Below are 20,656 nucleotides of genomic sequence, written 5' to 3'. Positions count from 1 at the left end.
TGACAAGCGTCGGTACAAACGCCGCAACCGGATCGAGATCATGTTCGGCAGATTGAAGGACTGGCGACGGGTGGCAAACCGATACGACCGCTGTCCGAAGGTCTTTCTGTCGACCATCGCTCTCGCAGCACTTGTCATCTATTGGCTATGAGTCCTGACCCCAGGCCGCGCAGAATTGGCGAGCCGTAATTCGCTTGGCTTCCGGTCGCATCGTGAAAGATCGCTTAAAATCCGGCGTATTTGGCAAGGGGCGATTAACGCGCTGACAGTTTTCGTGTCCTACGTGTGTTTTCGGCAAACCACACGTTCAGGAGGAAAACGGATGCGCCTGCTCTCCAATCCAAAGCGCGGCCCATGGCGCCTTTCCATTCTGCATTTCCTCGTCCTGCTTGGGCTGGCAATCGCGGTTTCGACCGTAACGCACGGGGTCGAGGGCGCGATGTTCACGGCCGCCATCGCGCTGGCGTTCATATTGGGGACGATCGACCGGCGCGATCTGTTTCGGCTGCGCGCGACCTGCCTCGCCCGGCCACAGGAAAGTCGCGACACACTGGAAGCCGGCCTGTCGGGGCCGCCCGACGCGTTGTGCATCGTGCTCGAGATGGATCACCTGGCCGATTTGCGGCAGCGTTGGGGCAAGCGCGCGCTGGACGACATGGAAGCACAGATCGTGCGGCGTCTGACGGCCAGGATACGATCCTGCGACACGGTGTCCATCGTCGCGCCCGGCCGGTTCGGTCTGCATCTGCGGGCCAGCGGGGATTTCGGACTGGAAGCGGCCGTGCAGACCACGATCCGTCTTCAGACCTGTGCGCAAAAACCGCTGAGCGTTGACGGAAGCCAGGTTCACGTCGGGCTGAGTGCGGGCTTCGCCCATGCCGCCCGCCTTGCGGGGGTGGATGCTTCGATCACGCTGTTGGCGGCCGCCGAACTGGCGCTGGCGGCTGCCCAGGCCGCCGGACCCCGCAGCCTGCGCGCGTTCGAGCCGGACATGGCCCGGCATGGCGTCCCGACCGCGCCGACCGTTGCGGCGCCGGGTGGTGACGCCCTGCGCGCGGCGCTTGCGCGCGGCGAATTCGAACCGTTCTTCCAGCCGCAGATCGACTGCGACACCGGCGCCCTCACCGGGGCCGAGGTTCTGGCCCGCTGGGTTCATCCCACCCGGGGCATCCTGGCCCCCGCGACGTTTCTGGACCTGGCCGAACAGCACGGCTGCATGAAGCAGCTGACCGACGCGATTCTCGACACCTCGCTGGCGCAACTGGCCGATTGGGATCGGCGCGGCGTCCGCATCCCGCGCCTCTCGGTCAACATGGGCGCGACCGATCTTGCCGATCCCATGCTGATCGAACGGGTGCGCTGGACGCTGGACCGGTACGGCATCGCGCCCGGGCGGCTGGGGATTGAAATCCTTGAATCCGTGGCCTCGGCGCCGGATCCGGATTCGGCCACCGTGCGCAACATCCTTGCGCTGGGCACGCTGGGCTGCATGATCGAGCTGGACGATTTCGGCACCGGCAGCGCCTCGATTGCCGGGATACGCCGGTTCATGGTGAAGCGGATCAAGATCGACCGATCCCTGGTGACCGCACTGGACACAGACCGCAAGCAGCACGAAATGATTGCCGCGATCCTGACGATGGCCGGCCAACTGGATGTTCAGGTGCTGGCCGAAGGGGTCGAAACGCCGGCGGAACACGCGGCACTCGCCGCGTTGGGTGTCGGCGACCTTCAGGGCTTTGCCATCGCCCGCCCGATGCCCGCGGACGAGATGACGCGCTGGACCTTACGGCAGGAACGGGCCGAACCGCCGCATCCCCCCGCCCTGGCCGGCCTGATTTCCATCGATCAGCTACGGCACGATGCGGCCAAGGATGGCAACGACGGCAAAACGGCTTGACCTTTCGCCCTATGGCCTGTTGAACCGGCGGCGTTCCTTAGTAATCAGGCGGCGGCCCCGAATGGACGATCAAAACAAGAATCTCATTCTTGCCACGGCTCTCAGCTTCATCGTGATCCTGGGTTGGTTCGTGCTGTTTCCCCCTGAAGAACAGGCGCCCAATCCCGACCCGGTGACGGTGACCGAGATGAGCCAGGACACCCCAACGCGGCCAACGGCCGACACCGGTACCGGCACCTCCACGTCGGGCAGCGTCGAAGGCACCGCCAGCGTCGTCTCGGCGGATGTTCCGCGTGTTCAGATCGACACCCCCAGCCTGCTCGGCTCGCTGTCGCTTCTGGGCGGGCGCATCGATGAACTGGCGTTGAAAAACTATCGCGAAACGCTGGATCCCGCGTCGCCGCTGGTCGATCTTCTGTCCCCGGTCGGTGACGCACACCCCTATTACGCGCTGTTCGGCTGGGCCCCCGGCGGGACGCTGGACTTTGCGGATGTGCCGGATGCCAACACCGAATGGACGCTGGACAATGGCACCACACTGACCCCCGACTCGCCCGTGACCCTGAGCTGGGACAATGGCAAGGGGTTGATCTTCCATCGGGAAATCGCAGTCGACGAAAAGTTCATGTTCACGGTCACGCAATCGATCGAGAACACGACCGATGCCGCCGTGCGCGTCGCCCCCTACGGGATGATCACCCGCGAGGGCGAACCGCCGAACCTGGCCAACTTCTTCATCCTGCACGAAGGCGTGGTCCGCATGACCGACGGCGAGTTGCAGGAAATCGACTATGACGACATGCCCGAGCAGGATCCCGACGATCGTTGGGGCGCCAATGCCGACGTGCTGACCGCGCAGAGCAACGGCTGGGTCGGCTTCACCGACAAATACTGGATGACGGCGCTGATCCCCGAACCCGGCACCGGGTTCACGTCCGTGTCGAAATACGTTGCCGGCTCGGATCTCTACCAGACCGAGGCGCGTCTTGCCTCCATCGATGTCGCGCCGGGTGAAACCGCCACGTCGTCGACCCGCGTCTTCGCCGGCGCCAAGGAATGGGAAGCGATCCGTGACTACCAAGACGATGCCGGGATCGAGGGTTTCATCGATTCGATCGACTGGGGCTGGTTCTTCTTCCTGACCAAGCCGATCTTTTTCGTGCTGCACTGGCTGAACGGCGTGATCGGCAACATGGGATGGTCGATCATCGGCCTGACGTTCCTGCTCAAGGCGCTGCTGTTTCCGCTGGCCTACAAATCCTATGTCTCCATGGCGCGGATGAAGGAACTTCAGCCCGAGATGGAAGCGCTGAAGGAACGGGCCGGCGACGACCGCCAGAAGCTGCAGACCGGCATGATGGAGCTTTACAAGAAGAACAAGGTGAACCCGGCCTCGGGCTGTCTGCCGATCCTGTTGCAGATTCCGATCTTCTTCTCGCTCTACAAGGTGATCTTCGTCACGATCGAACTGCGCCACGCCCCTTGGCTGGGCTGGATCCGCGACCTGTCGGCCCCCGATCCCAGTTCGATCCTGAACCTGTTCGGCCTGCTACCCTTTGCACCGCCCGATCCGACGTCGTTCCTGGCGATCCTGTCCCTGGGCGTGCTGCCGATCCTTCTGGGTGTCTCCATGTGGTTGCAGCAAAAGCTGAACCCCGCCCCCGCGGACCCGACGCAGAAGATGATCTTTGCCTGGATGCCCTGGGTGTTCATGTTCATGCTGGGCCAGTTTGCCAGCGGTCTGGTGCTGTACTGGATCACGAACAACACGATCACCTTCACCCAGCAGTATCTGATCATGCGCAGCCAAGGCTACAAGCCGGACGTGTTCGGCAACATCAAGGGCGGCTTCAAGAAGACCCCCAAGAGCGACGGCAAGAAAGCGGCCAATGTCGCTGCCAAACCGAAGCGCAAATGATGATCGCGGAATGGACCCGGCCGGGAGGCGCAGCATGACGCGCCTCCCCTTCCCGTTTGCCGAAGTCGACGATCAGGCGCGCGAGGCCGGCCGATTGCTGTTCGCCGGGCCCACTGATTTCCTGAAGGGTGTCGTCGCGATGGACGGGCTTCCGCCCGCCGGCCCGATCGAGGTTTGCTTTGCAGGCCGCTCCAACGTCGGCAAATCAAGCCTGATCAACGCCGTCACCGGTCGCAAGGCGCTGGCGCGGGCCTCGAACACGCCGGGGCGCACCCAGGAGATCAACTTTTTCACCGCGGGCGAGACGCACTTCCTTGTCGATCTGCCCGGCTATGGCTTTGCCAATGCGCCGGTGGCTGTCGTCGGGAAATGGCAACGCCTGATGAAGAGTTACCTGTCCGGGCGGGCGACCCTGCGCCGGGTGTTCGTGCTGATCGACAGCCGGCATGGCGTCAAGGCCGTGGATGACGAGATACTGTCGATGCTGGACCGGGCGGCGGTGACGTTTCAGTGCGTGATGACGAAGGCGGACAAGCCGAAGGCCAGCGAATTGGAAAAATCACTTGCCACCACCCGGGCCGCCCTTGCCCGGCACCCCGCTGCCTTCCCCGAGATCATCGTCACCTCGTCGGAAACCGGCGCCGGTATCGATGTGCTGCGCGGGATCATCGCGACGCTCGAGTGAGCGGCGAGATCGGTTAAGCCCAAAAACCGACAGACAGGAACGCGATCAATGCGGTCGATCGCGGTCCATGCCTTGGGCGCGATCGGCCTCGTCGATATCATCGGCGTCGTCGGCCGGAATCGCATAGGATCCCGTCAGCCATTTCCCCAGATCGATATCGGCGCAGCGGCGCGAACAGAAGGGGCGGTATTTCGGGTCGGTCTTGCGGTCGCAGATCGGGCAGGCCATGGAACGTCTTTCGATTACGGCAGAGGCAGGCGGTCACGCTTTTTCTGTAACTCGTAAAGGCCCAAAGGGGTCCATCCGGCCAGAACGATATCAGACGCGTCTGCCTTGAACGCGGCGCGCAGGACCGATTCGAAACCGCGACGGTCTTTCTTTGGCATCGGCGCGACGTCCAGCACGATCTGGCCGCCAAGCCCCCGACAGCGCAGTTGTGTCGGCAGCGCGCGGGCCGCGGCGATGTTGGCCTTGAGGCCCGCCGCCAGCGACGTGTCGGGACCGGTGTTGACATCCACCGCCACCAGGGCGCGCGTCGGTTCAATATAGAGCGTGCCGCCCGATGGCAGCATCACGCGGGGTTGGCGCAGCGCGTCGATCATGGCGTCGACGCCGTGATCCGCGAACCCGCCGTCCTTTGTCGAGATCGTGTCGGGCTCGGGCCATTCGCGCCAGGCCAGGGTATGGGGATCGGGGCCATCGACCAGAAGCTCGGGATCGCGGCCCTGGTCGCCGGTGATCGCCACGGCCAGATCGGTCATGGCGACGATGTCCTCGATGACGGCCTCTTCGGATGCTCCGGCCGCGGCAGATCGCAGGATCAATCCGAGGCCGGGTGCGTCTCCCATGGCCTCGTGCGCAAGCAACAGCAGCTCGTCACGCCGTTCCTCGTCGCGGATGCTGCGCGAGACGTTGATGCCGGGCTTGCCGGGGGTGGCGATCGCATAGCGGCTTTTGAACAGGACGCGGTCGGTGACGGGGGTGGCCTTGCCATCCGTGGCAAAGCCCGTCACCTGCACCAACAGCGGGGTGCCCGGCGCAAGACCCTTCGCGGCCTTCAGATATCCCCGCCCGCCTGCCGTCTCGGGCAGCCGGAGGATCGCGCCCCCCTGCCCCTTCATCGGGCGATCGACCACGGCGCGATAGATTGCGCCGGGCACCGGATGATCTTCGGGCGGCGCAATCAGGAGATCGGCCAGTTGACCATCCTCGATCAGGGCGGCGGCCAGACGGTCGTTGATCCGGTCCAGGACAATCAGGCGGCCCTTCATGGGGTCTCTCCGAACAAGGGGTATCCGGCCGCCTGCAACAGCGATGCCGTCTCGGCCACGGGCAACCCCATGACGGCGCTGAACGATCCCTGGATCCACGGTATGAACGCGCCGGCGGGCCCCTGAATGGCATATCCGCCCGCCTTGCCGCGCCAATCGTTCGTGGCAAGGTATCCGTTCACCTCGAGATCCGACAGCCGTTTCATGCGCACGGTGGTCACGACGGCACGTTCCCACATCCGATCGCCGCGCTTGACGGCGATCGCGGTAACGACACGGTGGCGCCGCCCCGACAGCGCATAGAGAAATGCCGCCGCCTCGCCTGCCGTGGCGGGCTTGCCCAGAATGCGACGGCCAAGCGCAACGGTTGTGTCGGCGCAGACCACGATGTCATCGGGTCCGGCGTTCAGGGCTTCGGCCTTCTCGCGCGCCATGCGGATGCAATAGGGACGCGGAAGTTCGCCCTTGCGCGGGGTTTCGTCGATATCGGGTGAGCGGACGTCATCGGGCGACAGGCCGAGTTGGCGCAGCAACTCAAGCCGGCGGGGGGAACCGGATCCAAGGATCAGCCTGGGGGAAGTATCGGTCATCTTGCCATTCGCAGCCTTGAAAGGACTGCGACACTTGGCATCATATCACTTGAAGCGGTAATTGATCCGACCCTTGGTCAGGTCATAGGGGGTCATCTCGACCTGGACCTTGTCGCCGGCAAGAACGCGGATGCGGTTCTTGCGCATTTTTCCCGCCGTATGTGCGATGATCTCATGGCCGTTTTCCAGCTCGACCTTGAATGTCGCATTCGGCAGAAGTTCCTTCACGACACCAGGAAACTCGAGCAGTTCTTCTTTGGCCATGTTCACTCCGTCGGTTATGTTCCGCCTGCGTTGCGGACAGCGCACTAAATGCGCCTTATCGGCAGGGTTTTCAAGGCCGGAATCGGCCTTGTTACGCATGCGGCGACGATGACATCGGTTCAGCCGTCGGGAATCAGCACGCAAAGCAGGGTGAACAACCGCCGCGCGGTGGCCGGATCGACGCGGGCGTGGGGATCGATCTGTTCCGACAGGATCCGCGCGCCTTCCGCATGTATCCCGCGCCGTGCCAGATCGATGGCCTCGATCCGCGCCGGAGGCAGCCTGCGCACGGCGTCGGAATAGCTTTCGCAGACGGTCGCGTAATCCTTGATCACCTGGCGCAACGGGCCGGGCGAGATCCGGAATTCCGCAACCGGCGTATCGTCGGGCGACGTGATGGCAAAGACGAACCGCCCCTGACGGACCGCCAGCGACAGGTGCAGCGCCCCCTCCGCCCCCTTGTCCGCCAGCACGAAGGAATTGTCTTCCAGCAGATCAAAGATCGCGATCCGTCGTTCCTGTTCGACATCTGCCGAGGGCGGGGGCAGGTCGGAATCGTCGATGTCGATATGCACGATGCGGCTCATCGTCCGATCTCCGCTGTTTCCGCCAGCGTCATCGCCTCCCAGTCGGCCAGGGTCTGGCCGGTGTCCAGCTTCCACTCGGTCCGCCCGTTCGCCGGCCTTCCGACGACAACCGCCGCCGCAGCGCTTGGACTCTTGAACGCGTAATTCTCGCTGAACATGGCTGGGACAGATGTTTTGTCGATCACGCCGGTGCGCAACAGATCGTCATGAATCGCACCATATCCCCGCGTGGCATGATCGCTGATCTCTCGTGCGCACGAAGCTCCCGCGTCGGCCGTCAGCATTCCCTCGGAGTTGTCATCACTCAAGCCGAACTCCAGCGGGCCTGTTCCTGACCCCGTCATTTGTTCAGCACGTCCAGCCGCGCGCGCACCGACAGTCCGTGCGCTTCAAGCGATTCGGATCGGGCCAGACGTTCGGCGGCGGGGCCGATGGCCTTCAGCGCGGCGGGCGTCATTTTTGCCATTGTCGTGCGCTTCAGGAAATCCATCACCGACAGGCCCGACGAAAACCGGGCCGAGCGGGCGGTGGGCAGCACGTGGTTCGGCCCGCCGACGTAATCACCGATGGCTTCGGGGGTCCATTTGCCCAGGAACATCGCACCGGCGTGGGCGATATTGGCGGCCAGCGCCTCGGGGTTGTCGACGCAGAGTTCAAGGTGCTCGGGCGCGATCTGGTCGCACAGTGCCGCCGCCTCGCCCAGATCGTTGACCGTGATGATGGCGCCGAAATCGCGCCAGGACGCGCCGGCGATGGCGCGGCGCTCCAGCGTTTGCAGGCGCGCCTCGACGGCGCGTGCCACCGCGTCGGCCAGATCCGCGTCGGTCGTGATCAGGATGCTTTGCGCGCTTTCGTCATGCTCGGCCTGGCTCAGCAGATCGACGGCGATCCAGTCGGGATCGTTGTCGGTGTCGGCAATCACCAGGATTTCGGACGGCCCGGCGATCATGTCGATCCCGACACGCCCGAACACGCGGCGCTTGGCCGCGGCGACAAAGGCGTTGCCGGGTCCGGTGATCTTGTCCACCGGGCGGATGGTCTCCGTGCCATAGGCCAGCGCGGCAATCGCCTGGGCACCGCCGATGCGATAGATTGTCTCGACCCCGGCAAGCCGCGCGGCCAGCAAAACCAGGGGGTTGCAGACGCCATCGGGCGTGGGTGCGGTGATCACCAGGCGTTCAACGCCGGCGACGGCCGCCGGGATCGCATTCATCAATACCGACGACGGATACGACGCCAGGCCGCCCGGCACATACAATCCGGCCGCCGACACCGGCCCCCACCGCCAGCCCAGTGTCGCGCCGGTGTCGTCGGTCCAGCTTTCGTCAGCGGGCATCTGGCGCGCGTGATAGGCACGGATGCGTGCCGCCGCCAGTTCCAGCGCGGCGCGGTCTTCCGGCGAAACGGCGGCGATGGCCGCGTCGATCTGGGCCTCGGTGAAGGCCATCGTTTCGGGGGTCAGGGTCAGGCGGTCGAACTTTTCGGTCAGCTCGATCACGGCCGCATCGCCGTGCTTGCGCACGTCGGCGATGATCGCGGCCACGGTGTCGTCCACATCGGGGCTATCCTCGCGCTTCATAGTCAGAAGCGCGGCAAAGCGGTCTTCGAAGTCGGCATCGTTGGTTGACAGGAACTGGGGCATCGCGGCACTCCTTCTTGGGGCGCAGATAGCTTTGCACGCGCCCCGTCTCAAGCCCGTCAATCGGGGTGATGCGGAACCTTGCCGGAAACGGCGCGATAGGGGCGCGTGACGTCGCGCAACGACACGTCGAGCGCGGTCATGGTGACGGCGATCGCCCCGTCCCCCGCCAGCGTCACGATCACGCGGTCGGTGGTCGCGTCCTCGTCCATGGCCAGTGACAGCACCGACAGGATCTGATCGGCATCGCGCCGATCCACGCCCTGCGTCTGGACGCCGGCCACGTTGTCGAAGGTCAGCACCGAACGCACGCGGCTGACCTCGTCCGATGCGCCGCCCTTCGGCAGGTCTTCCCATCGCATGCGGTTGATCAGCAGCGCGAAGCGCCGCGCGCCGCGGTCCCACGTCATTTCCGACGCGGGCAGCACGCTGTCCTGCGTCAGGGCCGATATGACGCCCAGATCCTCGGGCGTCAGCGCCTGCAGGCGCAGGGGCTTTGCGCCACCGTCTTCAAAGCGGGCATCGTCAGCGGTCATCCCTTGATCCGTTCGATATGGGCCCCACAGGCGCCCAGTTTCTGTTCCACCCGCTCATAGCCGCGGTCGAGGTGATAGACCCGCGATACCACGGTTTCGCCTTCCGCCGCCAGACCAGCCAGGATCAACGACACCGACGCCCGCAGATCGGTCGCCATGACCCGCGCGCCTTTCAGCTTTTCGACACCGCGCACCGTGGCATGGCCGCCATGCACGTCGATGTCGGCCCCCATGCGGATCAGTTCGGGCGCATGCATGAAACGGTTCTCGAAGATCTTTTCCTCCAGCACCGATGTGCCGTCGGCGGTGCAGAGCAGCGCCATCATCTGCGCCTGAAGGTCGGTGGGAAAGCCGGGGAACGGTTCGGTTTCGATATCCACCGCCCGGATCCGGCCGTTCTTGCGCGCCACTTTCAGGCCACGCGGCGTTTCCGTCACCGAAATTCCGGCCGCATCCAGCTTTTCGCAGAAGGCGCCGACAAGGTCGATCCGCCCGCCGATACATTCAACCTCGCCACCGCAGAAGGCCGGGGCCAGCATATAGGTGCCCAGTTCGATCCGGTCGGTGACCACGGCGTGGGTCGCACCGTTCAAGGTATCGACGCCCTGGATCGTGATCGTCGAGGTGCCTTCGCCATCGATCTGCGCCCCCATCCGGCGCAGACATTGGGCAAGATCGACGATCTCCGGCTCGCGCGCGGCATTGTTCATGACGGTCGTGCCGCGGGCCAGGGTCGCGGCCATCAACGCGTTCTCGGTCGCGCCGACCGACACCAGCGGAAAGTCGATGGTGCCGCCCTTCAACCCGCCGACCGCCTTGGCATGGACATAACCGTCGCGCAGTTCGAGCTCGGCGCCCAGCGCCTCGAGCGCCCGAAGGTGCAGATCGACGGGCCGCGCCCCGATGGCACAGCCGCCGGGCAGCGACACGACCGCCTCGCCGAAGCGCGCCAGAAGCGGGCCCAGGACAAGGATCGAGGCCCGCATCTTGCGCACGATGTCGTAATCCGCGCGCCGGTTGTGGATGTCGTGGGACGACAGCGCCAGAACCTGGCCCTGCTGCATCGACGATACCTCGGCGCCCAACGATTGCAGCAGCGTCGTCATGGTGGCGATGTCCGACAGGCGCGGCGCGTTGGTCAGGGTCAGCGGTTCATCGCTCAGCAACGTCGCCGGCATCAGCGTGAGGCACGCGTTCTTGGCCCCCGCGATCGGGATTTCGCCGTGCAGCTCTCCACCGCCCCTTACCAGAATGGAATCCATCAATCCGCCTTCTTGTCCTGCGGCCCCTGCGGGCTGTTTTTGCCGCCCCCGGCATCGTCGCTGCGGGCGCGGGCCTGGGCCTTGCGCCGTTTCAGGTTGGCCTTCAACGCCGCTTTCAGACGTTCTTCGCGCAATGCGGCGGCGCTTTTCGGCGTGCCGGGGTCGTCTTTTCCTGCCATGGTCCGTCTCTAGCGCAGCGCGCCGTCCGGGTCCAGATCGCCCTTGGCGGGGATCACCAGACAGGGCGCAAGCGCAACGATCGCGACGCCGAAGACCGCCAGCACCGCGAACGCGAACGAAAGCGTCGTGGCATCCGCCAGAAACCCGATCAGGGGCGGCCCCATCAGCATCCCGCCATAGCCCAAGGTCGCAACGCTGGCGATGGCACGGCCGGGCCGTATCAGCGGATCGGCCGCAGCGCGTGAAAACGCCAGCGGCATGATCAGCGCGGCCCCCGCCCCGATCAGCGCGAAGCCCGCCAACGCAATCGCCAGGGCCGGCGCCAGCAGAACCGTGACCACCCCCAGAAACACGCAGACGCCCGACAATCGCGCCGACAGGGTAGTGCCCAGCCAGGCCACGGTCGCCGCACCCGACAGGCGGACCCCCACCATGGCGGCAGAGAACGCGACATAGCCCAGGGCGGCGCGCGCCTCGTCGATGCCCTTGACGCTGTCAAGGAATACCGCGCTCCAGTCCGCCATGGCCCCTTCGCAGAGCGCGGCGGACATCGCGATCAGCCCGACCAGGGCCAGCCGGCCTTTCGGAATCGCAAAGACCGATCCGGGCGCGTCGGACCGGTCCGATTTCCAATCGATGCGCGCAAACCACAACGCGACCGCCGTCACCAGCGCCCCGAGGACCAGGAAGTGCGGCCCCACCGGAACACCCAGCCGGACCGCGGCAAATCCCGACGCCGCCCCCAACCCGGCACCAAGGCTCCACATCGCGTGGAACACCGGCAGGATCGGCCGCGCCATGCGGCGTTCGACCTCGGCCCCCCAGGCGTTCATGGTCACGTCCATCGCGCCGTGCGCCGCGCCAAAGGCCAGCAGGGCAAGGGCCAACACCGGAAGGTTCGGCGAAAGGGCAAGGGCCGCCAGCGAAACCGCATAGGCCAGCGCGATGACGCGCGTGACACCGGCGGCGCCGCGCCGATCCGAGGCCCGCCCGGCCAGCGGAAAGGAAACGATCGCCCCGCCCCCGAGGCACAGCAGCAACAGCCCCAACTGATCCGAAGTCAGCGCGAAATGATCGACGAATGCCGGGATCCGCGACGCCCAGATCCCGAAAAGGGCGCCGTTCAGAATGAACATCGCGGTAACGCCACCGCGCGGGCCCCTGAAATCCGGCATTTGCTGTCTAGCGTCCTTTTCCTGTGGCCGTCCCGGATCGATTCGCCCGCAGCCACCGCGCGATCCGCTGCCTGTTGCCATGGTCCGACGATGGCGGCAGACAGGTCAGCAAGCGGTGTATCCGCCCGACTGCGGGAAGGAAACACCGGACAGGCCGGACCGACCGGACGCGGCGCGCAAGCGGCCGCCGCCACGCTTCGGTCTGGCTTGCGCGCCCTCCTGCCGTCATCTGCACAGCGCCCGGGTGGACGCCCATGGCGCATCGCCACCCAGGCCATCCCGCCCCCCTTTTGCGCGCGCAGACAATTCGCATCGAACCGCAATTCTTGCGCAAAACCCCCTTGCGCCGCCGCCGATCTGCGTCTATCCACCCGCCGACAACGCTGATCGCCCGGCTGACGGGCGGACAAGGTTGCAATGCTGTGGTAGCTCAGTGGTAGAGCACACCCTTGGTAAGGGTGAGGTCGAGAGTTCAATCCTCTCTCACAGCACCATTTAACTCAGATATAACAGCCACTTACGCCGACCCGCGAAATGCGGCTTCCCTCGTTTTGCGGAATTTTACGGGAACAAACGGGGCGCAATCGAACCAGATCGGTACAAATCCCGTACAGGATACGGCGGTTCGTGCCGGGTTTGTTCCCAATCTGGCAAAAGAAAACGCCGCGAACCTTGCAGGGTTCAACGGCGCTCTTGGTGACAGCTTTGCACGGCCAGTCAGCGCGAACCATACTGCATCCTTTGCGGCGCGTCACCCCATTTTGACGACGCATTGGGGGGCGCTGGTATGAACGCGCTGACCCCGATCGAGCCGAAATCGACGGGCCGCAATGCCATGTCGCTCTATGCCAAACCGGCGCACAAGGCCGTTGCCCGGATGGTCGGTTACGTCCTGACGTTGGGCGACTCGGCAAGCTGGCACGGCCTGACGATGGTGTTGATCGCCCGCCTGTCCGACACCGAACGAGCCGCGCTGGCCTATGCCGCATTGAACAGCCTGGACGATGCCGACGCATACAAGACGGCATCGGTGGCGTTGTTCGGCACCCTCAACGGGGAGGTGCTGGCATGAGCGTTTCAGAAATTCAGGCCAGCCGTAAAAAGCGCAACCGGGGGTATATCGACGGATACAAGCCAAGTGCCAAGACCCGCGCGCTTCTGGATCAGGCGCAAGACGTTTTGGATGAATACCGCCGGTTCTGGCCCCTGACATGCCGTCAGATTTTCTACCGCATGGTTGGCGCGCATGGTTACGACAAGACCGAGGCCGCTTATGGGCGGCTCTGTCACCACCTCGCCAATGCCCGCCGGGGCAAGATTATCCCCTTCGACGCGATCCGCGACGATGGAGTGACGACTTGGACGATGGACCACTTTGACGACCGCGACGACTTCTTGCGCCACGTCCGAGAACTCGGCGAGCGATACACCCGCAACAAGCTGACGGCGCAAGGTGTTCATATCGAGGTTTGGTGCGAGGCGGCGGGCATGTCGCCCCAGCTTTTCCGGGTGGCTGAACCGTATTCGGTGCCGGTCTATTCGTCGGGCGGCTTCGATAGCCTGACGGCCAAGAAGCGCTTGGCGAATCGGATCTGCGCAATCGAAAAGCGCGCCATCATTCTGCACCTTGGGGATTATGATCCCAGTGGCGTTTCGATCTTCGATAGCGTGGCCGAGGACGTAACGGCGTTCGTGATGGCAGATAGGCCGCACGGGTTCGTCAGTGTCGAGTTTGAGCGGGTGGCCCTGACCCGTGAGCAGGTGCAGCGCCATGACCTGCCCACGTCCCCAGCCAAGGCGACAGATAGCCGTTTCAAAAACTGGACCGGCGGAACATGCCAGCTTGAGGCACTTACCCCGGACGTGATTGCCAGCATCCTCAGGACGGCGATCACAAGACGTTTCGACTATGATCAGTTGGCGGTTGATCAATCGGCCGAGGAACACGACCGCATGATGATCAGCGGCCTGTTGCCTGACGGGCATGTGTGGCGGCACGACACCTGGGTTCCCATGACGCTGCTGGATGGTCCCTTGGGCATCTGTCTGCCCTATGACGCCACCTATCGCATCACGGCACAGGTCGGTGCAGGACCGGTTCCCGCGCCCGTCGCTGAGGCGTTCCGGCGGCTGGCCGAATGCCTGGCCGATGATCCCGGCACGGCGGGCGCGTCCAGCACGTCCGTTGAGATCGGCCCGATCCGCGAAGAACTCGAACGCAATCCGGCATGGGTTGCGAAGGCGATGCAATACAGCGGCGCGGGCGATCTTCTGCGCAATTACAGGAGGGCCTGAGCATGTGGCCATTCAAGCGAAAAGAGCCTGCCGTCGAAACCCGGTCATCCGGCACCGGATACACCACGCAAGTGATGCAGGCGCGCGCCGATTACATCACGGGCGTTGAAGGCATCGCGGAATTGACAGGGACCGTGCAAGGCTGTGTGAGCCTCTGGGAAGGCGGGCTGAGCCTTGCAGACGTGGAAGGCACCGACATGCTGACCCCGGCCATGCTGGCCCTTGCGGCGCGCGCTCTGGCGTTACGTGGTGAAGCCGTGTTCGTGATTCGCGAGGATGGGCTGTTGCCATGTTCCGATTGGGATTTGACGACGCGGTTTTCCCGGCCTGTCGCCTATCGTGTCGGCATTCCCGACACGGGCGGCGGCACCACGCAAACCGTCCTGGCGGGGGAAGTGATGCACCTGCGGATCGGCGCTGACATGGGTATGCCGTATGTCGGACAATCGCCCTTGCGGCGGGCGCGTCTGACGGCGGGTCTCTTGCAGACGATGGAATCGGCCTTGTCGGAAGTCTATGCGAACGCACCATTGGGTTCGTCTGTCATTCCGTTTCCCGAGGCACCGGACACCGATATGGGCGATCTGGCGCACGGGTTCCGGGGGATGCGCGGGCGTGTCCTGGTGCGTGAATCCGTCAACGTCACGGCGGCGGGCGGGCCTGCACCTCAGACCGATCTCAAGGCCAGCGATGTGACGCCGGACCTTTCCAAGGCCATGACGCGCGAGACGCTGGCGGCGGCGCGGTCCAGCATCGAAATGGTTTATGGCGTTCTGCCTGGGCTGGGCAATTCCGCCACCACGGGGCCGATGGTGCGCGAGGCGCAACGCCACCTTGCTCAATGGGCGCTTATGCCGATTGCCGCGATGATCGGCCAAGAGGCCAGCGAGAAATTTGGGCAAGCCGTAAAATTGGACGTGATGCGACCGCTGCAAGCGTTCGATGCCGGGGGCCGTGCGCGCGCCCTGGGGGCGATTGTGCAGACGCTGGCGATGGCGAAAGAGGCGGGCGTGGATCCGGCTGAGGCGCTGGACCTTGTGGATTGGAAGGATTGAGATTGGCAGGTTGCGCCACCGGGGGTCATGATCGCACCGGATGCAACCCCGTAAGTCGGTGAGTGGGTAAACCCCGACATGGCGCGGTCCTCAGCCTTTTCAGGGACGCGGCGCGGATCGACACGGCGCAACCGGGGTCGGTCATGGGCCGGGGGGCGGATGCTTCCCGGCCTATTTTTCATCATCGAGAGAAATAGGGAAATCGGGCGGATTGCTTATGTCCGCAGGTGGCGCCCGCAAGGACTTTTTAAGCTCTTCATACATGGTCTGTGCTGATGATTGCACAATACGGCGAAGTTGTTCCTCTTCTGGCAAACCAGAAAGATTAAAGGTCGAAGGATCATCGTAGTCCATGAGTGACTTTCCCCCCGTGACCCCCAAAAACATCTCTAGGGCGACGATTATTTCGGCGTTCATGCTGCGATTATTTCTTTCAGCCGATTGCTTTATCAAATCGCGCATCCCATCGGGAAGGCGGAGCATGAACTTGTCCTGCGTGTCGCTTGGGAAAGGTGTTCTAGCCATAGTGTCGATTTGACACCTTTTTCCGGTTGACGCAATGATGTCGAATCGCTACCTCTATGGTGTCAACTCGACACTATGAGGCCTCACATGACCACCCGCAAACCGATGCAGCTTCGCCTGCCCGACGATCTGAAAGATTGGATCAAGGGCCAAGCCGACAAGAACGGATCGTCGCAAAACAGCGAAGTGATCCGCGCCATCCGCGACCGCATGGAAACCGTGGCCGCACCTGAACCGACCAACGTTTAGGGGAGCGGGGGATTGACCGTTAAAGGATGCTTCGCTACAACCGAAGCAACCATATACGGAGCACGTTATGACGGTTTTTGCGAAATACAATCTTTCGCCTGGTGCGGTGGCCAGTTTCACTGAGCCGACGCCGGATTTGCAGCGCAACTATCGTCAGCGTGAAATGATGGGCGGCATCGGCCAGCTTGGCGAAAATGGTCGGTGGTCCTACTGTCTCAAAGACTTAGTGGCGATCTGGATATCCGACCGACTGAGCCAACGCGGCCGGGCGATGGATCGGCGGGACGCACTGCGTTATGGCAACGCATTTGCCGGCACGGTGATCCGGGCGTTTCTTGCTTTCAGCGGTGGACGAAATCCCGGAAAAGAACGCTACACGGTGGTTGTCAATGACGGTCATCCCGTCGAGGGGCAGGCGCACGGTATGTCACTGCGCACGGTCAATTCCATCGCTGAAATCGAAGAGTACAAGTTTGACTTTGTTCAGGTGTTCGACACTTGGCGTCTAGCGAAGACGATCCCTGATGACATCAAGACCCTGCTTATTGTTGCGTGGGAGAATGAGTGCGAGGACATTGGTTTGCCCGGTTTGGTTGAAGGTCTCGAAGAGTAATGGCCAACCGCCCCGCCCTTGGCTCTGCGCTCTTGGACACCGGTAAGACGCCGGTTGAATGGGTCGCTATTCTTGCCGAGCGGGGTCTGCACATGACCGAGCGGACGTTGCGTGAAAAAGCCAATCGCCACAATGCCCGCTATGGTCGCGGCAAGACGATGATCATCACGCCAGATCAGATCGACACAATCCTTATGGAGGGCCAGCAATGCCGCTTGAAGTCTATCTCCGGGGAGAAGTCTGGTACGTCAGGGGCCGCGTCGATTATGACGGCAGGTCAATCACAGAATACTACCGCGAAAGCACTGGCGCACTTACAGAGCAAGCGGCGCGGGAATGGTGCGCAAAGGAAACGGATCGGCAAAGGCGTCGTCACCTCATTGGACCGGAAGCGGACAAGCTGACCGTGAATGACGCTATTCTCGCATATGATGCCACGCGCGCCGACATTCGCCATGGTGGAAACAGCGCCCATTATAGCGGCGGCAGCGATCATGTGCAGATGCCAGCCTTTGAGACGTTCCGCAGCGCCGAGGCCTACTATGCAACCCTTGCCCATGAGCTAACCCACTGGACGAAGCACAAGAGTCGACTTGATCGTGATCTAGGGCGGAAGCGTTGGGGCGATGAAGGCTACGCCCGCGAGGAGCTTGTTGCAGAACTTGGCGCAGCATTTCTTTGCGCCGATCTGGAACTGACACCAGAGCCCCGCAGCGATCATGCCGCCTATATCCAAAGCTGGTTAAAGGTTTTGAAGGAAGACAAGCGCGCGATCTTCACCGCCGCCGCCCATGCGCAGCGCGCAGCAGATTTTCTGCATGGTCTTCAGCCTATGATCGAAGACGAGCAACCCCGAGCAGAGGAAGGAGTCGCCGCGTAAGCGGCGGCTCCCCGCATGGGGGAGGCATAAGACATGGAACAGCACAACATCACATGGCGCGGCATCGCGTTGAAAGTCGCCTTCACGCCGGAGAAATTCGGCTTGGTGGATCATATCGAGATCATGAGCGAAGGCCGCGCGCCGGTGCCCGTCACCGAGACAGGTTATCGCTCGCATTTCATTCCCGCCGGAACCGTGGCTGATCACGGCGGCGCGGTGGCTTTTGTCACCGCATGGCTGGAGCATGAAGCGGCGCGCACTGGTTGGAGCGGTGCGCAGCTTAGCATGTTTTGAGGGAGTAGAAAATTTCGCGGCTGGCCGGTAGGCCAGCCGCTGGGTGCCTATCATCTGATAGGCAGACAAGGCAAATGCGCCCATCTGATGATGGGCAGTGTCATGCAGGCACTGGTTTACTTCTGAGCCTTTATACTCAGCCAGTCTGAGCACTATGCGCACAACGTAAACTTGCCTCCGGCCAGGCAGCTTCCTTCGCGCCGTCTCACAGGACATGACCGAGATGGTCTTGGTCTGGCGATCAGGTTTCTGAAAATGCCTCGTTTACAATATCTTCCAGCATGGCCACTTCTTCCTCGGTAAGCTTGGAAAGGGGCTCTCGATCTCTCCGACGCTTTGGAAACTTCCCGTCATTCTGCCGAATAAAAATGATCACTTGCTGTGCAAGGTTATCGGGCATCTCGATTGCATTCATGATGGCGCGCATCGCCTCATCATGCCGCCTCAGATAATCAATCTCTTTTGGCAGGTCTTCTTCAATGGTCTTTTGCACGCATTCATACAAAAACTCTGCTTCAGCAGTGCAATCGTAAAAACGGTACAGATCGGAAGTGTCATTCAGCACTTCCACGTTGCCGCTCGGAAGTGCCCGCCATTCGATAAAGTTCATTAGCGGTGCGGAGTGTCCCTGAAGAGTTTCGCGATAGTCATCAATGCGATCCAGCATGACGGATGAGACCGGGAAAACCATTCCGGCGGGCGTGAATTTGCGCTCCGCAAGAACGTGATGAATCAGGCATCGGTGCAAACGGCCATTTCCATCGGCAAGCGGGTGAGTATAGACAAAGCCGAATGCAATGGCAGCCGCTTGCAGTACCGGATCGACATCGTCCGGATCACTGATCCTGAGCCTATTGTTGCACTCGTTCAGTGCGGTCATCAGATGAAAGACGTCTTCAGGCCGGGCACCGACAAATTCGGGAACAGGCTCGTTCTGGTGGTCCCGCTCACCAAGAAAAACACCTTCTTCACGATAGCCGACAGGCGTGAGGCGATCATCACCAATCAGGATGCGGTGTAGGCGGTATATCTCTGTCTGGTTCAGTGGGCGTTTGCCCGCTTCGAGAACAGCACGCCCCCAGCGTTCGAGCCGGTTGACCGGTGGCCTCTCGCCTTCGATCTCGAAGCTGGCGCGGCTGTCCGCGAGCAAAAGAAAACTTGCTGCGCGTGCCACAACATTACCGCCGGTCTTGCCGATTGTAACCTGTGCCTTGCTGGCCAAATCAAGGGCAACCATCTTCTCCAGCTTCTCCGTGCGCCGGATCACCGGACACAGCGCGCCCGTGCCAAGCAGGTTGTCGCGAACACGGTGTCGCTGAGAGAGCTTCTCTTTGCCCGTAAAATATAGCTTCGGGTCAAGGGCGGGGATAGCAGTTACGGATTGGGCATCGTCCAGTGCCAGCGTGTTTCCGGTCAGTGTCTCGTAGAAGAACCAGATGCGCCGCGAAAATGCGCCGGTCGGGGTCGCCTTGATGATGTCCTCAATGGATTGAATGGGTACGGATTGGAAAATTCGCTTGAGGATCAGTAAATCTATATTCTCATGCCGAAGGGCAAAGTTTAGGTGCCCTTCAAGGGTTTCCTCGGGTAAGTATCGCTTGTCGAATACGATCCATGGCCCATCCTCACGCCTGTTGCCTCTGACATGTCTTTCAGAAACGCAGGCAAGAGTGCGCACCGGCGCTCTGATCCCAAGGGAACACGCAAGAGCAGACCAGCCCACAAGGCTCGTCGCCTCTGGAAGTGGCTCATCCTGGAAGAAGTCTGGCCTCAGATCGTGTAGCTTCATAGGTCGAAATTCCGTCATTATCGTCGAAGATCACGCCACACGCGGCGTAAATGTCGAAAACAACCTTACAGGAACCGTCGTCGAAAATCAATCAGGAAGGTCGAAAATCGATCATAGAGAGCGATCCATGCACAAGGACGGTCACTCAGAGCGGTTTTGACGTTCACTTCAGGATCAATCTCGCTGTTTGTGATAGCCGGATGCCTGGCCGTTTACTCAACCACCAAATTACTTACCAAACCCCTTGCCTATAGAGACTTAGCGAGAGCTCCGCTGCTACCGATACTGGAATTCTGGCCGCTTCCGTGGCCGCTTTGAGTGGGCGGCCATGCCGCCGCCCTTCCTTCTCATGGAAGATAACGGCGCGCGGCTGCCCGTCTAGGCCAAGCTTCTGTTCGGCCATTTCTATGGCGGTCTCGAATGTGGCGGTATCGACGTGAACACCTTCGGGAGGGTTCAGGCTGAGCGAGAACAAATGCTGCTTGCAGCGCGTGCCCTTGGCGATGGCTTCCGCCTCTTGCAGCGCCGCATGCAATTCGTCTTCATTCATGAACCCGCGCAGCTCGTGCAGATCGACATGCTCGTTGTCGCGCATGTTGGTCAGATGTTTGGCCAGTTGAGCGGCATTTCCGCGCTGGGAACCTTTGAGGATCATGACGGCCCTCCGCTTCCAAGGGCACGCATGAGCGCATCCCGCATCGCAGCGACATCGGCGCAGGCTTGCTTGAGCTCGGCCTCCACATCGGGCGAAACAGGCAAAGCGCCACGGTTGGCGGCGCGGGCGAGTTGGTTGAGGTTCTGGGATAGGCGCGAGGCCCCGAGCGAGCCGAGGATACGGCCCAACTCTTGGTGATCCTGCACAGGATTGGTGTTGAGCTACTCCCCGATCATTGGACAGGATCTGGCATAAATTAAGCTACTCGTTGCACCTGGTGATCGGGTTGGGTTC

The 20,656-nt window shown here is 62.5% G+C and carries 26 protein-coding genes and 1 tRNA gene; 12 read left to right on the top strand and 15 right to left on the bottom strand.

Translation table 11 applies throughout. The features are described 5' to 3' along the window. The 4 genes from CFP68_RS17625 to yihA all read left to right on the top strand — a co-directional run. A partial coding sequence (locus tag CFP68_RS17625) for a transposase (RefSeq protein ID WP_145953488.1) occupies nucleotides 1-151 on the top strand: 151 nt, incomplete at its 5' end. 171 nt (nucleotides 152-322) lie between these two features. Beyond that, a complete protein-coding gene (locus CFP68_RS17620; RefSeq protein ID WP_099828244.1) occupies nucleotides 323-1,900 on the top strand; it encodes an EAL domain-containing protein in 1,578 nt (525 codons plus the stop codon). 61 nt (nucleotides 1,901-1,961) lie between these two features. Beyond that, entirely contained in the window at nucleotides 1,962-3,818 is a 1,857-nt protein-coding gene (gene yidC / locus CFP68_RS17615) for a membrane protein insertase YidC (RefSeq protein WP_099828243.1), read from the top strand. A 34-nt stretch (nucleotides 3,819-3,852) separates the two neighbouring features. Beyond that, a complete protein-coding gene (gene yihA / locus CFP68_RS17610; RefSeq protein WP_099828242.1) occupies nucleotides 3,853-4,503 on the top strand; it encodes a ribosome biogenesis GTP-binding protein YihA/YsxC in 651 nt (216 codons plus the stop codon). 45 nt (nucleotides 4,504-4,548) lie between these two features. Here the strand turns inward: yihA and CFP68_RS17605 are convergent, their stop codons facing one another. The 11 genes from CFP68_RS17605 to CFP68_RS17555 all read right to left on the bottom strand — a co-directional run bounded on the left by CFP68_RS17605 (nucleotide 4,549) and on the right by CFP68_RS17555 (nucleotide 12,007). Next, nucleotides 4,549-4,731, bottom strand: a complete 183-nt coding sequence (locus tag CFP68_RS17605) for a DNA gyrase inhibitor YacG (RefSeq protein WP_099828241.1) — start codon at nucleotides 4,729-4,731, stop codon at nucleotides 4,549-4,551. A 14-nt stretch (nucleotides 4,732-4,745) separates the two neighbouring features. Next, on the bottom strand, nucleotides 4,746-5,774 hold the full coding sequence (locus CFP68_RS17600; RefSeq protein ID WP_099828240.1) for a ribonuclease E/G: 1,029 nt from the start codon (nucleotides 5,772-5,774) through the stop codon (nucleotides 4,746-4,748). Then, on the bottom strand, nucleotides 5,771-6,364 hold the full coding sequence (locus CFP68_RS17595) for a Maf family protein (RefSeq protein WP_099828239.1): 594 nt from the start codon (nucleotides 6,362-6,364) through the stop codon (nucleotides 5,771-5,773). The genes CFP68_RS17600 and CFP68_RS17595 overlap by 4 nt, the downstream gene beginning before the upstream one ends. 45 nt (nucleotides 6,365-6,409) lie before the next feature. Continuing rightward, the gene (gene infA, locus CFP68_RS17590; RefSeq protein WP_099828246.1) at nucleotides 6,410-6,628 is read right to left on the bottom strand and encodes a translation initiation factor IF-1; all 219 of its coding nucleotides are present in this window, start codon (nucleotides 6,626-6,628) and stop codon (nucleotides 6,410-6,412) included. Nucleotides 6,629-6,747: 119 nt separating this feature from the next. Then, on the bottom strand, nucleotides 6,748-7,215 hold the full coding sequence (locus CFP68_RS17585) for a UPF0262 family protein (RefSeq protein ID WP_099828238.1): 468 nt from the start codon (nucleotides 7,213-7,215) through the stop codon (nucleotides 6,748-6,750). After that, nucleotides 7,212-7,523 (bottom strand): DUF4357 domain-containing protein, encoded by a 312-nt coding sequence (locus CFP68_RS17580; protein WP_241524155.1) that lies wholly within the window; start codon nucleotides 7,521-7,523, stop codon nucleotides 7,212-7,214. Before CFP68_RS17580 ends, CFP68_RS17585 begins: the two co-directional genes overlap by 4 nt. 32 nt (nucleotides 7,524-7,555) lie before the next feature. After that, nucleotides 7,556-8,857 carry a histidinol dehydrogenase gene (gene hisD / locus CFP68_RS17575; protein ID WP_099828236.1) on the bottom strand — a complete coding sequence of 434 codons (1,302 nt, stop codon included), beginning with the start codon at nucleotides 8,855-8,857 and terminating at the stop codon, nucleotides 7,556-7,558. 56 nt (nucleotides 8,858-8,913) lie between these two features. After that, on the bottom strand, nucleotides 8,914-9,390 hold the full coding sequence (locus CFP68_RS17570; RefSeq protein ID WP_099828235.1) for a DUF2948 family protein: 477 nt from the start codon (nucleotides 9,388-9,390) through the stop codon (nucleotides 8,914-8,916). Next, entirely contained in the window at nucleotides 9,387-10,652 is a 1,266-nt protein-coding gene (gene murA / locus CFP68_RS17565; RefSeq protein WP_099828234.1) for a UDP-N-acetylglucosamine 1-carboxyvinyltransferase, read from the bottom strand. Before murA ends, CFP68_RS17570 begins: the two co-directional genes overlap by 4 nt. Next, the gene (locus CFP68_RS17560; protein WP_099828233.1) at nucleotides 10,652-10,831 is read right to left on the bottom strand and encodes a hypothetical protein; all 180 of its coding nucleotides are present in this window, start codon (nucleotides 10,829-10,831) and stop codon (nucleotides 10,652-10,654) included. The genes murA and CFP68_RS17560 overlap by 1 nt, the downstream gene beginning before the upstream one ends. 9 nt (nucleotides 10,832-10,840) lie before the next feature. Further along, complete coding sequence (locus CFP68_RS17555; protein WP_241524154.1) at nucleotides 10,841-12,007, bottom strand: MFS transporter; 1,167 nt, start codon at nucleotides 12,005-12,007, stop codon at nucleotides 10,841-10,843. Nucleotides 12,008-12,426: 419 nt separating this feature from the next. Here CFP68_RS17555 and CFP68_RS17550 point away from each other — a divergent pair. From CFP68_RS17550 to CFP68_RS17535, 4 genes are all read left to right on the top strand, one after another. Next, nucleotides 12,427-12,501: transfer RNA gene (locus tag CFP68_RS17550), tRNA-Thr, on the top strand. A 293-nt stretch (nucleotides 12,502-12,794) separates the two neighbouring features. Continuing rightward, on the top strand, nucleotides 12,795-13,079 hold the full coding sequence (locus tag CFP68_RS17545; protein WP_099828232.1) for a hypothetical protein: 285 nt from the start codon (nucleotides 12,795-12,797) through the stop codon (nucleotides 13,077-13,079). After that, nucleotides 13,076-14,302 (top strand): hypothetical protein, encoded by a 1,227-nt coding sequence (locus tag CFP68_RS18550; RefSeq protein ID WP_241524153.1) that lies wholly within the window; start codon nucleotides 13,076-13,078, stop codon nucleotides 14,300-14,302. The genes CFP68_RS17545 and CFP68_RS18550 overlap by 4 nt, the downstream gene beginning before the upstream one ends. Before the next feature lie 2 nt (nucleotides 14,303-14,304). After that, nucleotides 14,305-15,357 (top strand): phage portal protein, encoded by a 1,053-nt coding sequence (locus CFP68_RS17535; protein WP_099828231.1) that lies wholly within the window; start codon nucleotides 14,305-14,307, stop codon nucleotides 15,355-15,357. A gap of 171 nt (nucleotides 15,358-15,528) precedes the next feature. On the opposite strand, the gene CFP68_RS17530 is transcribed toward CFP68_RS17535, so the two are convergent. Then, nucleotides 15,529-15,882 carry an Arc family DNA-binding protein gene (locus CFP68_RS17530; protein ID WP_099828230.1) on the bottom strand — a complete coding sequence of 118 codons (354 nt, stop codon included), beginning with the start codon at nucleotides 15,880-15,882 and terminating at the stop codon, nucleotides 15,529-15,531. 87 nt (nucleotides 15,883-15,969) lie between these two features. Between CFP68_RS17530 and CFP68_RS17525 the strand changes: the two genes are divergently transcribed. The 4 genes from CFP68_RS17525 (at nucleotide 15,970) to CFP68_RS17505 (ending at nucleotide 17,918) form a co-directional block, all read left to right on the top strand. Continuing rightward, a complete protein-coding gene (locus CFP68_RS17525; RefSeq protein ID WP_099828229.1) occupies nucleotides 15,970-16,131 on the top strand; it encodes a ribbon-helix-helix domain-containing protein in 162 nt (53 codons plus the stop codon). 67 nt (nucleotides 16,132-16,198) lie between these two features. After that, nucleotides 16,199-16,744 carry a hypothetical protein gene (locus CFP68_RS17520; RefSeq protein WP_099828228.1) on the top strand — a complete coding sequence of 182 codons (546 nt, stop codon included), beginning with the start codon at nucleotides 16,199-16,201 and terminating at the stop codon, nucleotides 16,742-16,744. A gap of 208 nt (nucleotides 16,745-16,952) precedes the next feature. Then, complete coding sequence (locus tag CFP68_RS17510; RefSeq protein WP_420915831.1) at nucleotides 16,953-17,624, top strand: zincin-like metallopeptidase domain-containing protein; 672 nt, start codon at nucleotides 16,953-16,955, stop codon at nucleotides 17,622-17,624. A 33-nt stretch (nucleotides 17,625-17,657) separates the two neighbouring features. Then, the gene (locus CFP68_RS17505) at nucleotides 17,658-17,918 is read left to right on the top strand and encodes a hypothetical protein (RefSeq protein WP_099828226.1); all 261 of its coding nucleotides are present in this window, start codon (nucleotides 17,658-17,660) and stop codon (nucleotides 17,916-17,918) included. Nucleotides 17,919-18,159: 241 nt separating this feature from the next. On the opposite strand, the gene CFP68_RS17500 is transcribed toward CFP68_RS17505, so the two are convergent. The 3 genes from CFP68_RS17500 to mobC form a co-directional block, all read right to left on the bottom strand. After that, nucleotides 18,160-19,707, bottom strand: a complete 1,548-nt coding sequence (locus CFP68_RS17500) for a Fic family protein (protein WP_099828225.1) — start codon at nucleotides 19,705-19,707, stop codon at nucleotides 18,160-18,162. A gap of 232 nt (nucleotides 19,708-19,939) precedes the next feature. Continuing rightward, a complete protein-coding gene (locus CFP68_RS17495) occupies nucleotides 19,940-20,362 on the bottom strand; it encodes a hypothetical protein (RefSeq protein WP_099828224.1) in 423 nt (140 codons plus the stop codon). Continuing rightward, nucleotides 20,359-20,568: a plasmid mobilization relaxosome protein MobC gene (gene mobC / locus CFP68_RS18675; RefSeq protein ID WP_099828223.1), complete on the bottom strand. Its 210-nt coding sequence runs from the start codon at nucleotides 20,566-20,568 to the stop codon at nucleotides 20,359-20,361. Before mobC ends, CFP68_RS17495 begins: the two co-directional genes overlap by 4 nt. Between the last annotated feature and the right edge of the window lie 88 nt (nucleotides 20,569-20,656).

The organism is Oceaniglobus indicus (genome assembly GCF_002751875.1).
In the GTDB taxonomy this organism is placed as follows: domain Bacteria; phylum Pseudomonadota; class Alphaproteobacteria; order Rhodobacterales; family Rhodobacteraceae; genus Oceaniglobus; species Oceaniglobus indicus.
The sequence above is the reverse complement of the archived record's forward strand: the minus strand, read 5'-3'. Positions and strand labels throughout refer to the sequence as shown.